The organism is Shimazuella soli, assembly GCF_022511585.1.
Classification (GTDB): domain Bacteria; phylum Bacillota; class Bacilli; order Thermoactinomycetales; family Thermoactinomycetaceae; genus Shimazuella; species Shimazuella soli.
On sequence record NZ_JAKWBN010000001.1, the window covers coordinates 291939 to 304746 of the forward strand.

Annotated in this window: 14 protein-coding genes; 12 read left to right on the top strand and 2 right to left on the bottom strand. The window is 38.3% G+C overall.

Annotated elements, in window-relative coordinates:
- The first annotated feature begins 24 nt into the window (after positions 1-24).
- Positions 25-951, top strand: a complete 927-nt coding sequence (locus MK805_RS01620) for a hypothetical protein (protein WP_240873443.1) — start codon at positions 25-27, stop codon at positions 949-951.
- Positions 952-1078: 127 nt separating this feature from the next.
- On the opposite strand, the gene MK805_RS01625 is transcribed toward MK805_RS01620, so the two are convergent.
- Positions 1079-1402: a hypothetical protein gene (locus MK805_RS01625; protein WP_240873444.1), complete on the bottom strand. Its 324-nt coding sequence runs from the start codon at positions 1400-1402 to the stop codon at positions 1079-1081.
- 725 nt (positions 1403-2127) lie between these two features.
- On the opposite strand from MK805_RS01625, the gene MK805_RS01630 reads away from it, so the two are divergent.
- From MK805_RS01630 to MK805_RS01650, 6 genes are all read left to right on the top strand, one after another.
- Entirely contained in the window at positions 2128-3516 is a 1389-nt protein-coding gene (locus MK805_RS01630; RefSeq protein WP_240873445.1) for a helix-turn-helix domain-containing protein, read from the top strand.
- A 286-nt stretch (positions 3517-3802) separates the two neighbouring features.
- A complete protein-coding gene (locus tag MK805_RS17765) occupies positions 3803-3931 on the top strand; it encodes a hypothetical protein (RefSeq protein ID WP_255724446.1) in 129 nt (42 codons plus the stop codon).
- A 56-nt stretch (positions 3932-3987) separates the two neighbouring features.
- Complete coding sequence (locus MK805_RS01635) at positions 3988-4464, top strand: lasso peptide biosynthesis B2 protein (RefSeq protein ID WP_240873446.1); 477 nt, start codon at positions 3988-3990, stop codon at positions 4462-4464.
- Positions 4465-4476: 12 nt separating this feature from the next.
- Complete coding sequence (locus MK805_RS01640; RefSeq protein ID WP_240873447.1) at positions 4477-6165, top strand: asparagine synthetase B family protein; 1689 nt, start codon at positions 4477-4479, stop codon at positions 6163-6165.
- Positions 6128-6400, top strand: coding sequence for a PqqD family peptide modification chaperone (locus MK805_RS01645; RefSeq protein ID WP_240873448.1), 273 nt, complete (start codon positions 6128-6130; stop codon positions 6398-6400). The genes MK805_RS01640 and MK805_RS01645 overlap by 38 nt, the downstream gene beginning before the upstream one ends.
- Before the next feature lie 21 nt (positions 6401-6421).
- Entirely contained in the window at positions 6422-8140 is a 1719-nt protein-coding gene (locus MK805_RS01650) for an ABC transporter ATP-binding protein (RefSeq protein WP_240873449.1), read from the top strand.
- Between the two features lie 111 nt (positions 8141-8251).
- On the opposite strand, the gene MK805_RS01655 is transcribed toward MK805_RS01650, so the two are convergent.
- Complete coding sequence (locus tag MK805_RS01655; protein ID WP_240873450.1) at positions 8252-9364, bottom strand: Gfo/Idh/MocA family protein; 1113 nt, start codon at positions 9362-9364, stop codon at positions 8252-8254.
- A 133-nt stretch (positions 9365-9497) separates the two neighbouring features.
- Between MK805_RS01655 and MK805_RS01660 the strand changes: the two genes are divergently transcribed.
- The 5 genes from MK805_RS01660 to MK805_RS01680 all read left to right on the top strand — a co-directional run bounded on the left by MK805_RS01660 (position 9498) and on the right by MK805_RS01680 (position 12680).
- Positions 9498-9878, top strand: coding sequence for a winged helix-turn-helix transcriptional regulator (locus MK805_RS01660; RefSeq protein WP_240873452.1), 381 nt, complete (start codon positions 9498-9500; stop codon positions 9876-9878).
- A gap of 28 nt (positions 9879-9906) precedes the next feature.
- Positions 9907-10707, top strand: coding sequence for an AAC(3) family N-acetyltransferase (locus tag MK805_RS01665; RefSeq protein WP_240873453.1), 801 nt, complete (start codon positions 9907-9909; stop codon positions 10705-10707).
- Between the two features lie 34 nt (positions 10708-10741).
- The gene (locus MK805_RS01670) at positions 10742-11323 is read left to right on the top strand and encodes a class IV adenylate cyclase (RefSeq protein ID WP_240873454.1); all 582 of its coding nucleotides are present in this window, start codon (positions 10742-10744) and stop codon (positions 11321-11323) included.
- A 45-nt stretch (positions 11324-11368) separates the two neighbouring features.
- Complete coding sequence (locus MK805_RS01675; protein ID WP_240873455.1) at positions 11369-12241, top strand: diacylglycerol/lipid kinase family protein; 873 nt, start codon at positions 11369-11371, stop codon at positions 12239-12241.
- A gap of 106 nt (positions 12242-12347) precedes the next feature.
- Positions 12348-12680, top strand: a complete 333-nt coding sequence (locus MK805_RS01680) for a hypothetical protein (protein ID WP_240873456.1) — start codon at positions 12348-12350, stop codon at positions 12678-12680.
- Positions 12681-12808: the final 128 nt, after the last annotated feature.

Genomic DNA, 12808 nt, shown 5'->3' on the forward strand with positions numbered 1-12808 from the left:
AATTAGAGGAGGAGGAAAAATAGATTGAAAAAATTACTTATCTTAGGAATCATAGCCATACTTAGTATGTTTGTAGTTGCATGTTCGTCCGAAACGAAGACTACCACCAATCAATCAAAAGAAAATACTACTACCGAAAGCGCAATGGAAATTATAAAAAAGGCAAAGGAAAAACAGAGTACCATGAAAGGAGAATCCTATACAGAACAGTACAAATTGGAACATACCTTTCAATCCGAAGCAGAAGATGGAATGCCGATTAATTTTACAAATATTCGAGTAGGCAAATACGAACGTGATCGTATATTTAACCCATATGCAGAACATATAACTGGCCAATACGAATCGAGCTTTAGGATTAATATAAAAGGATATAAAGATGATGGTGGAAAAACAAACGTCTTCCAACAAGAGGAATACGATGTAAATGGCAAGGTTTATTACAAAACAAATGAAGATAAAAAGTGGACTATTTCTTCTATGGGCAAAATATCTGGATTTTTTCGAACGAAATTTTTAGACGAATTGATTAAAATCAATAACAATAAAAATATAAAAGTGACCCATGAGAATGGTTTGTATAAACTTGTCTTCGACAAAGCGTATTTCAATGAAAATAATCAACTCTTTGAGTTTTATAAGAAAAATTACTCATACTATCATGCAACGGATTTCGTAGAAGAAAAACTAAAGAAAGATTCTGGACAAACTATTTTGTATGATCAGGCTCAATTTAAAAATCCAATCGTAGAGATATGGGTAGATCAAAATAACTTTATGATCAAAAAGTTTTCCATTATATCCTCTATTCGTATTCCAACCGTATCTACCGAAAAAGGAAAAGATGGAAAAACAAAAGAGTTTCCTCCTTTTTATATAGAACAACAATGGTCAGCGGAAATACACAAAGAATTTACTGGATCAATAAACCCGCCACCTGATGCCAAATAAAAACTCATATATGGAAATAATAAGAGCCCTGTGCAGACGCATAGGGCTTATTTCAAATCTATCTAAATCGTATAGTTTCGACCGGCGACCAACTGACACGTCAGTGGTCGCCTTCCCCTAAGGGATGTCAGCTGTTGCCGCTGCCGGGCCGCTGCTCCAGCAGGTTCGCGAGGGGGATGTTCTCACGGCCCGAGTCCTCCGGAAACACGACCATGGGAACCTCGTTGGGGTTGTCCTTGTCGTATTCGACCTGAGCGCCCTCGGAGTCCGGAACATCGCTCCACTTCGTGAGACCACGCATGCGGAACTCGATGTGGCCGTTAGCCACCCTGGCTTCGAGCCGGAGACTGTCTTCTCCCTTGAGACGGAAGACGTAGAGAATCTGCTCTTCACTCTGCCTTTTCCGGGTCGACTCGAAGATCAGGTAGTTCTCAGCCGGGCCAGCGACCATGATGGCTCTCCTTAGAGGTGCGCAATTAGCGGTTGCCATTGCTTATTATTATCATAGTGGAAAATGTTGTGAATGTACATGAGACGTCTGCTATTTCCAGTTTTATGGAAAGTATTCACTTTAGTTGCTTTTCTAACAAGCTAAATTTGTTTCTAGTATCAGAAAACTGCACCTCCTATTGTTAATAAGTCTAACAATTGGGTGCAGTTAATAATTGGCTTTGATTTATTGAAAGATATAATATTTACTGGCTCCGTGATGGGAATGTATCCTATCACGGAGCCGTGGGTGACTGGGATGGGAGCTCAGTTTCTTAGGGCTGCGCCTTGCTTCCGAATCGGAGGAGGAGGTAGAAACCGAACCCACCCAAGGTGAGACCTCCGATGATCTTCAAGCAGGTGATCATCGTCCTTCCTTCCTAATCACTCAACAGTAACTTTATTTCACTATATCATAAGATGATTTTCATTAGGAGGTATAACCAATTAAATTTAGTCCAGATTACTTCTTATAGTTGTCATACTATTTTGTGAAGAGTATAATACGGATATCGGTAAAATCTAAATATTGTTAAATAAACGTATTTTTACCATCATAAGTGAAATCGAAGTAATTATTGCGTTCATTCGCTATTTTTAAGTAAATATTTACTTTTCGTTGTGTATCCGCTTACAAATAACATCACGGTAGTAAACAACAGGGGAAAAACTTTTTGGAGGACTGGAATGGTGGATTGGAATCGAAAACAGCTTGGGGAGCTGTGTAAGAAACGTCGGGAAGAATTAGGGTTTAAGCAGCATACGTTAGCAGATGAGCGTATTTCTGCTACTACCATCAGCAATTTAGAAAATGGAACCAAGCGTCTTAGCGATGAATTATTGGCTTACTATTTGCAGGAGAAATTAGAGTGGTCGATGGAAGACTTGCCAAAGCTACTGCAAGAAAAGGCTGAGAAAGAGAAACAGGAACGATTTACAATTGGGCTGCGTCTAAGAACGGTGGAAAATGACCTTGACTGTGTGAGCATCCAAGAAGGTTTAAGGATGATTCGTCAAATGGAGCAGGAACTCAAAGGCAAGCGTCCTTACTTTGCTGTATTGGAATACCTTCGCGGAAAGTGTTATTACCACAGTGACAAACTAGAGAAGGCAGTCGCCCATTTTCAGCAGGCTATTCAGATTTTTGATGAGCATCCTTCAATTCATTACACGAATATAAAAGCTTTTTGTTTATACCAACTAAGTCGTAGTTTTCATGTAATGAATAAACTGGATTTAGCTCTTTCTTGTGCACAAGATGGTTTGAGCTCTTTCTTGCCAGAAGGGGATAGAAGATACATCCAATATTCTTTACACATTAGCAAGGTAATCTATTATGAAAAGCTAGAACGCAATAGTGAAGCAATGGAGATTATCGAATGGCTAGAAGAACATTTTGAAGAGTTGGATACGGAAATAAAACTAAATGTATACCAGTTAAAAGCTACATTGTACAATAAAGACAAGAGATATAAAAAAGCAATTCAGTGTGCTGAGACTGGGATTGACATTGCTCGACGAGAAAAGAAATTTGACCGTTGTTTTGAACTTTGGACAACGGCAGGAACCATATACAAAAATATGGGACAGTATGATGCTGCGGAACTTAGCTTTCAAACAGCATCAAAATTTGAGGACAAGGTAAAAAAGAAACAATTAGTTGCACAGAATGGTAAAGAACTTGGACAGTTATATTTGTTACAAGGAAATATAGTTTTAGCGGTAGAGAAGTTACAAAACGCATTGCAATTGAGTAAAAAATCGAAAGATAGCCTGCGTTATTGTGAAGTTCTACAAGCTCTTGGTGAATGTTATTTGCAACAAAAGCATCATAAGGAAGCAATCCAGTATCTTAAACAAGCACAGAAAGTAGCAGAAGAACATTCTTTTTATCCACAGGAAAGAGATATCGTCATTTTGCTAGCAAAATGTTATGAAAAGTCGAATATGATAAAGTATAATCATTATTCAAGTAGATTGTTTCATATCTCATTGAAATTAAAGGAGGAGGTGAGCGAATCCATGCGGTTACATGAGACAAAAAGATGGTTGGCAGGTGATCCTCCTGATGTTTAAAAGATTTTTAAGTTGAGAGAGCTGTTTCCCGCTGGGGAAGCAGCTTTTTTAAAAATTTTTTCGTTAGTTTCCATCAATTTGAATGAAAAAAGATTGAAATTTACCAATTAATTGCTTATTAGGTTCAAAAAAACAGACATTTGCTAGAAAGAACACTACTTTTTTACTCCTAAGAAGCTCTATAGAGTGAATATTTTCATATTTGTCAGAAAAATAAAACTACCCTATAGTGTGATTATCGCTGGATAGAGTGATTCAGCGATTCCAAACGAAAGGAGGGACAACAATGGAGTACAACAGTGAATGGGTAGAGCCAAAATTGATTTACTTAGGCAGCGTAGAAGAGCTAACCGGCCAAGGCGGCAGCAACAATGATGATGGTTGGTATCATTCGAAGTTAGCAAAAGATGAGTAAAACATCTAAGAGACTCAGTAATTTGACTGAGTCTCTTATTCAAAAGGAGGATACACATGAAAGATATGTATACCTTTATGATTACGGGAGAACGAGGTTTCCCAAATATAAAGATACCAATGTCTTTTTTATTACAAAGCCCTTTTCTTGTCTTCAACTTACTTCGAAGATACAAACAGTTGGAAGGGAATAAAAAGTTGCATATGTTAGAAAACATCAAGACAGATTGTTCTATCGATCTACACAATGAAAGAATGAGATATTTATTCGCCAGAAAAATAGCTGGACTAACAATTCTTTGGATCAATCTGTTTCGCCAAGGAGAGGCGCTTTGTTTAGAGCGAGCGATTATTATTTGTATGGTTTTGCGATCCTTTGGATTGTCAGCAAAAGTGATTATTGGAAAGAAACTATCCTTTTCGATGATAGAACGCTTTCCTTTTCATGCTTGGGTGGAACTAGATGGTAAACCGGTGGACGAACATATCGGTGTCCTTGATCAATACAAGCGATTAGATGAAATTCCGTCCTAAAGGAGGAGAAAAATGCTTTTCCGAGAAGAAATTTTAGGTTGTAGCAAAGATGCTGTTACAACTATCCAGATTAATGGCTGGATTTGGCGAGGGAAATCACCTCACGCTGTGCGATTTTTGCAATTGATACAAACAGATCGTCAAGCTGCTATCAAGGAATTTGAAGAGATGCTATTGTTTTCTCCTGAGCAATTATTGCGTTCGATTGAAGGTAATTTTATATTTACTTACTGGAATGCGGAAAAACAGAGAGGTGTTCTATTCAAAAGTCTATTGTGCAAACACTCCCTCTATTATACCAACGATCACATGGGGCTATCTTGGTCTACCAATCCTTTACAGATTTGTTCTCAAAATTACATGGATGCAGTGAAGGAAAAGTATTTGCTAGTTGCCTGTTTAGAAGATAGCATTCCTTCAACAGATTCCTACTACAAGGGGATAAATAGAATTTCAGCAGGGAACTTAGCGATGATTCATATGGATGAATTACAGTTAAAAACCATCGATAGCCTTTCTCCTACTCCACTCAACAAGAAACAAAGATTAGAAGACTTTGCTAGAGAGAGTAGAAAATTGATCGAAACACATGCGAGTAAATGTTTATCTGGATGTAAAAAAGTTGCCGTTATCTTGAGTGGTGGCTTAGATTCCAGTGTTGCAATTACTAGTCTACGAAAACTCGGCTTTGATGTTGTAGGAATACATTGGTTATTTGCAGATATTCCTCATGCGGATGAGAGTAAGTATGCCGAGTGGATAAGTTCGTATCTTCAGGTACCGCTTATTGAAATCGATGCAATGGAAACCATTTCAAACAGTGAATATCTTAAACTGGAATGGGATTTTCACTCTCCTTATCCGCATCCGTTCTATCGCTTATTTGAACAAACATTAGATATTTGTTCTAGGTTGGGAATATCCGTATGTTCTAGTGGATACTTTGGAGATGTCATTTTTGGACCAAATGATCCCTGGAAGGTAGATCTCACTAATGTTTTTCGGAACATTCCCGTTTCCGATGGATTGAAATGGCTATGGGAATATTGGCAAATTCCAAAGTTGAAAAAGCGAAACTTAGCTCATGATAGGTTCTTTTATTACCAATCCTATTTATCAGAAGATAGCAAGCAGCGGATAGAAAACGAAGAGATGAAACAATATCAAAGGGAAAAAAAGAGTTTTATCGAGCAAATGTTGCAGTCCTTTGATAATGAAACAGATAGTGTATTGGAAACCCATCTCTATGAGAAAAAAGGAGTTTTACCTTTTCATTTGTATGCATCGAAAGAGTTGATGGAATTTTCCCTACATATACCATTCGCTTTTAGAATGATGCCAAGTGGGGCACAGGAGTATATTAAACCAATTATGAGACTGATCTATCCAGATATGCCACCTGCTATTCTAATAAGAAATCACCGCCAAATTATGAATGCATTCAATGAAAGCTATGTAATGAAAAATAAAGCTCAAATCTTAGCCCTATTAAATGATGATTCATATTTGGCGAAATACAAGGTGATTGATCCAATAAAACTAATACAGATTTCAAATGATACAAAAACGTGGGCTTCCGCTGCATCAGGAATCATTCGCTGTTGCATGGTGGAGATTTGGATGAGAGGACTGAAAAGAAAAGGTGAGAGGAAGGGAAGGACAAATGTCATACCAATTACACCCAGAAGTAAAGTGGAGTGAAGTACAAGGAGATCATTCTTTGTTAGATAAACGAACAGGGGAATATTTTGGATTGAATAGAACAGGTGGAATTGTTTTTACTAGTTTGTTAACTTCCAAAAGTGATCCAGAAGCATTGGACTTGGTAGCAAAAGCATTACATGCACCGATGGAAGCTGTGGAATCGATGTTTCATTCCTTTCGAGATGAACTTTTGGAAAAAGAAATTTTGATTCAGCCTAAGATCAGAGAATAGTTGAAAGGAGGGATTTATTTGGTGAAGCAACGGAGAAATTCATTAATCGGCTTGCTACTATCGCAGTATAAGCGAATTCTACTTGGTTTGTTTCTCATGCTATTCGTCGTCATCATTCAATTAGTATCTCCATGGTTGATGAAAATGGTGATCGATCAAGCGATTCCGCAAAAAAACTACCAGTTGCTTACTGCGCTTATTTTTACACTGGCACTCCTACCGCTTGTTATTACAATATTAAATGCAATAAGTAACCAAGTAACCTATCAAATTGGTGGTTTTGTGACGGATACCTTTCGCAATCGTCTATTTGACAAGCTCTTAAAGTTATCCCCAAAAACGTATCATCACTTTCAATCGGGAGATATCGCTGGACGAATATATAGTTGTGGAGAAATCGGGGATGCATTCATTTCTCAAACGGTAGTTCCAGCTATTTTTCATGTAGGGATGATTGTTGGGATAGCAGGAGTAATGCTGTATTTAAATATCCAATTGACTTTATTGATATTGGTTTTCTTACCTATTATGTATGTTTTATCTTCATGGTTTGCGAGGAATACAAGTCCGAAAATTAATAAAGTTGTTCAACTACAGCAAGAGTTGAGCAGTTATGCGACGGAATTTGTCACTGGTTTAAAGACAATACAAAAGTTCCATCAACAAGCATCTGAAAGAGAGAATCAGAAACAATGGATCGGTTACTATCGAAAAATCCGAAATAAAGTTGCTTTTTCTGATGACTTGTCAATTTTAATTGTAGACTTTGGGCGGTCATTTGGATTTGGTTTGGTTTTTGTTTATGCTGCTTTGCAAATCATGCAAGGGGATATGACCATCGGTACACTTATCGCGTTTTCCGTTTATTTTCCCCAGCTTTTTTCCTCTATACAAAACGTTCAATCAGCTTATCTGATGGTGGAAGCAGTGAAACCAAAGCTGGAATTGATCTATCAAATCTTACATTTGGAAGATGAAATAAAAGATGAGCCGAATGAAAACGTGAGATTAAAGGGAGAGATTTCATTTGAAGATGTTTCTTTTTCTTATGAAAAAGGAAGAGGAGAACTTTCACATGTGCAGTTTTCGATTAAAGCTGGCGAATTTATTGGCATCGTTGGACCAACAGGAAGTGGAAAATCAACCATTTTAGATTTGATTATACGATTTTATGAGTCTGACACGGGGAAGATTTTAATAGATAGAACAAATATAGTAGATTACACTTATGGTAATCTGCGTTCACAGATCGGACTTGTCTCACAAGATATATTTTTGTGGAACAAATCGATCTATGCCAATTTGCAGTATGCAAACCCAACTGTAACGCAGGAAGATATCAAACAGGTGTGTGAGCGGGCACAAATATTATCGTTTATAGAAAATCTTCCAGAAGGTTTTGATACCGTAATCGGTGAGCGTGGTGTAAAACTGTCAGGTGGAGAAAAACAGCGTTTAGGGATTGCTCAGATGTTGTTACGAAATCCACAAATCGTATTATTAGACGAACCTACTTCTGCTTTAGATGCGAGTACAGAAGCATTATTGCAAGAAAACTTGACCCAATTATTTAAGGGAAAAACAATGATCATAGTAGCTCACCGACTAGCTACCATTCGTCAGGCAGATCGCATTCTTGTGATGGATAGAGGTAAACTCATAGATATAGGAACACATGAGCAACTGATGGAAAGATGTGAAATCTATCAACAGCTTCATGTTGAACAATTTCAAGTATAGGTGAGCCTTGTAAAAGTAGGACACAGGGTAAATTTCATTTACAAAAGGAGTGGAATCTTTTTAGAGGCAGCCTTAAAAACATTTCAAAGCTGCCTCGTGTGTTTTCCTGCCTTATCCACCATACACTTTTTGACTTTTTCCAGTATCTGCGGCTTTTTGAATTACATTAATTAGCTTGTGGACGGATAGTGCTGTATGGAAATTAGGTGCTAAATGAGTGTTTTCTTGCAGATCATGGTAAATCATTCGATATAGACCAGCTACATTATAAGCTGGACCTGATTTTAATTCAGTTGGCTGAACGAAGTATGATGGAGGTACAGGCAGTTCTTCGAACTTGTTATTTTTGGTTCCCTTTACGGTAAAAGAATCAATTTGGAACATGAAGTTTTCGTTTGATTGCAGTACCAAATCCCCCTCGGTCCCATTGATTTCGATGGTAAGGTTGCCGACATGGGTATTGCGGATTTGAGTGGACATAATTGCTCCGTTTTCGAATTTTCCATTGATAACCACATGATCAGGAGCATCTGCATGAACGAATTCACCTGTTTCTACAACTTGTATTCGATTGGACTGTGTTTCCAGAATGGATGAAATCTCTGAAAATGATCCAAACAAGTAGGTTAATCCATCCAATAAATGACCAGCTGTGATGGTTAAATGATTTGCTCCATTGAGCTTATTCAGCAGGTAAGTTCGAGATTGATTGACTTGCTTTGATCGTGAAGGAAATAGAGGCAGTGCATAATTGCAATGGACAGCTAGTATTTTTCCAATATGTTGATCAGCAATTAAGTCTTTCAAGTAGCGAATAGCCGGATTTGCCCGAGACTGCAATCCGACAAAATGACGGACTCCTTTTTCTTCCGCTTTCTGAATCAGATCAACGGTTTCATCTAACGTCCTTCCGAGAGGGAATTCGCAATAGACAGATTTACCAGCATCTAACGCTATTTGTACCAATTTACTATGTTCTGGGACTTTCACCGTGATGGTAACGAGGTCAACATCCGGGTGTGATGCCAGCTCATATGGATCAGTGAACGCGTGAGGGATTCCAAAATGCTGCGCTGTTTTATTTGCGCTTTCTTTACGGGTGGTAGAGACTGCTGTTATTTCGTATTCGGGAAGCGACAATAATGCAGGAATATGCACAAGTCCTCCCCATGTACCATCGAGGCTTGCACCAATAATACCTACTCTCACTTTATTTTTCTTCATGTCAAAAACCTCTCCTAGTTTGTTATGATGAAATAACGAATATATTTATTTACTACTTTAAAATATGTACTAAAAAAACATAAGTAGGCACTTTTTAGTTCGTAGGTGAAATTTGTAAAAGGAGCATATCCGTATGAAGAACGTAACAGCTGCCAAACCAGAAATATCAGTGCAAAAATGCAGTTATATGCGTGTGCTTGAGATTGTTTCTAGTAAGTGGGCTGTTTTGATTATTGCTGCTTTAGCAGATGGAACGAAGCGATATGGTGATTTAAGAAGACGTATTGAAGGCATTTCTCAAAAAATGCTAACTCAGACCGTTCGCCAATTAGAACGCGATGGACTTGTGAAACGCTATGTCCATGACTCTGTACCGCCAAGTGTGGAATACGAATTAACTCCAATTGGACAAACAATACTTCCGCATTTGTTCAGCATGAAGCAATGGGTAAATGAATATTATGCTGAAGTTGAGCGTGCAAGGCAGGAGTATGACAGAACGGATAGGAAGTAGACACAGCAACACAAAGGATGAAGAAAGAATGAGTGAAAAAGATGTTATAGAAATGACGACAACACCACACACCATAGACAGTTTAGCTCATGACTTTCGGAAACTCGGGCTTCAAAGAGGGATGAATATTATTGTCCATTCGTCTCTGAGCTCCATCGGCTATGTCAGTGGTGGTGCGGTGGCAGTTGTACAAGCATTGATGCAGGTCATCACAGAACAAGGTACGATTGTCATGCCTACTCATTCTGGAGATTTATCGGATCCAAAAGATTGGAGCAATCCACCTGTACCCAAAGATTGGCGGCCGCTTATTCGTGACACAATGCCAGCGTTTCATCCAGCTTATACATCAACACGAGGGATGGGACAAATCGTAGAGGTATTTCGCACTTTTCCAGAAGTGTTAAGAAGTTATCATCCCTCTGTCTCTTTTGCAGCTTGGGGAAAACATGCATCATTTATTATACAAGATCATCCGCTTGACAATCCCATGGGTGAAGGTTCCCCATTAGCAAAACTTTATGATCTAGATGGTTCGATTCTCTTAATTGGAGTGGATCATGATAGTAATTCTTCCTTGCATCTTGCAGAGTACAGACAAACGCAGCAAAATAAAACGACGGAATCAGCATCAATTTTATGGGATGGTCAAAGACAATGGGTAACTTTTGAAAGTATCGACTACCAAACAGAGCTTTTTCCTCAAGTAGGAGCAGAGTTTGAAGTTAAACATGGTGTGATACAAGGAAAAGTAGGGAAAGCAGAAGTGCGTCTGATTTCTCAAAAGAAAATGGTAGATTTTGCGGCAGAGTGGCTTAATAAAAGATAAAAAGTGATACAGAAAAAATGGTAGGTTTTAGGAATTGGAACCTGCCATTGTCTTGTGGAAAAAAGATTTGGAGGGGTTATTTTTGGCGATTGAATATGAAGCAAGGGTTTTGGAAGTTGACCCTGAGCAAATCAAACAGAAAATTATTGCATGTGGTGGAGTGGAAATCCGTCAATCTTTGATGCGACGGTATGTGTACTCTATCAATAAGACAGATTTAAGCCGGTTTATTCGTCTTCGTGATACAGGTTTTGAAGTGACCCTTACTTATAAAGAGATCAAACATGATGGAATCGATGGAACCGAAGAAACAGAGCTTGTTGTCGATGATTTTGATAAAACGGATGAGTTTTTAAGTCGGTTGGGATATCAAGGGAAGTGGTATCAAGAAAACTATCGCAATAGCTTTCAACTGGAAGGTGCTAGATTGGAAATCGATCGTTGGCCGATGATACCTCCTTACCTAGAGATTGAAGCTGATTCTTACGAAGAAGTTATCCGAATTGCAGCATTGCTTGGTTATACAAAAGATCAATTGATTGGGGAAAATACACTGAAGATATATACTCACTATGGAATAAACCTAAAAGAGATAAAAGATCTTCGGTTTGTTTGATTTTCAAGCTATACTTAAGAAAAGCTCCTTAGAAGGGGGTAAGCGATGTATTTATTCATAGTAAATCCACATGCCGGTAGAGGAAAAGGTCTTGCAACTTGGAAGCAAGTTGAACTACTTCTCCAGCAAACAAAGGTTGAACATCAAGTGTTATTCACAAGACACAAAGGTGAAGCGATCGAGCTAGCGAAAAATGCAAGTTTAAAGGGAATTTGGACTGCTGTTGTTGCTGTTGGGGGAGATGGGACGGTACATGAAGTAGCCAATGGTTTATATGGCACAGATATCCCGCTCGGTTATATCCCAGCAGGTACTGGAAATGATTTTGCCCGTGAATGGCATATTCCCTTTGACCCTCTATTAGCTTGGAATCGAATCGTCCAACATGAGGTAAAAAAGACTGATGTTCTCATGGAGAAGGATCGAGTGATGCTCTGTTATATCAGCGCGGGTTTTGATGGTTATGTATCTCGGAGAGTGGATGCTTCCAGTTGGAAGAAATTATTAGGGAAAGCGAGTTATTTTGTTGGCGCATTGCTGTCGCTCAGACGGTTCAAACCATTTACGCTAAAGCTGCGTCTAGATGAAACCGATTACGATTTTGAAGATGTCTGGTTGGTGACTTTGTCCAATGGCAAAAGCCTCGGAGGAGGTATGAGGATTACTCCGCATGCAAATGCAGAAGATGGACAAATGGATATCTGTATTGTTCATAAATTAAAGAAACTATCCTTTTTGAAAATTTTTCCTAAAGTATACACAGGAAAGCATGTTGGGCATTCTGCTGTGACTTTTTTGCGGGGGAAACAAGCAGTGGTGCGGACAACACCTAATATGTGGGCTTTCGCAGATGGTGAAGAGATTGGGGATCATCCACTAGATGTATCTATCATATCTCAAGGACTATTTCTATTATAATTTCATTTATAGAGAATTAATTTACAAATTATAATGATTATGTTAATTTGATTAAAACCTATATTCTTAGATTAGAAAAATCTCAACATAAAGGAGGGGGGATATAGTGATTATTTGGCGTGGCTGGGGCATTTTAGTATTGTTGATTGCGGCATTATTTCAATGGTTAGGTTATGCGATTGCTTCTGGCTTGGGTTATGGTCCACTGGAAGGGAATGCACAAATTATCGGTTATCTTCTATTTCTCCCTGCTGCTGTTGTCATTTGGTTTGTAGGAAGATATTTGAATAAACCAAAAGTATATACAGACAAAGCAACAGGGCAACAAACATATTCAAAAGGCGAAAGACATGCTTTATTTTTTATACCGATTGAATACTGGGCATTTATTTATGTCATATTAGCTATTGTTATGACGATTGTTAAGCTGGTGTCCTAAAAAAACTCCCTTTGGCCAATGAGTGCGAAAGGGAGCTTTTCTTTTACATGGAAAGTCAATCCTAAGTGTGATCATATAGAAATAAAAGTGCAATCTTTATTTTCATGTTAATATTATGAGGAAAATCC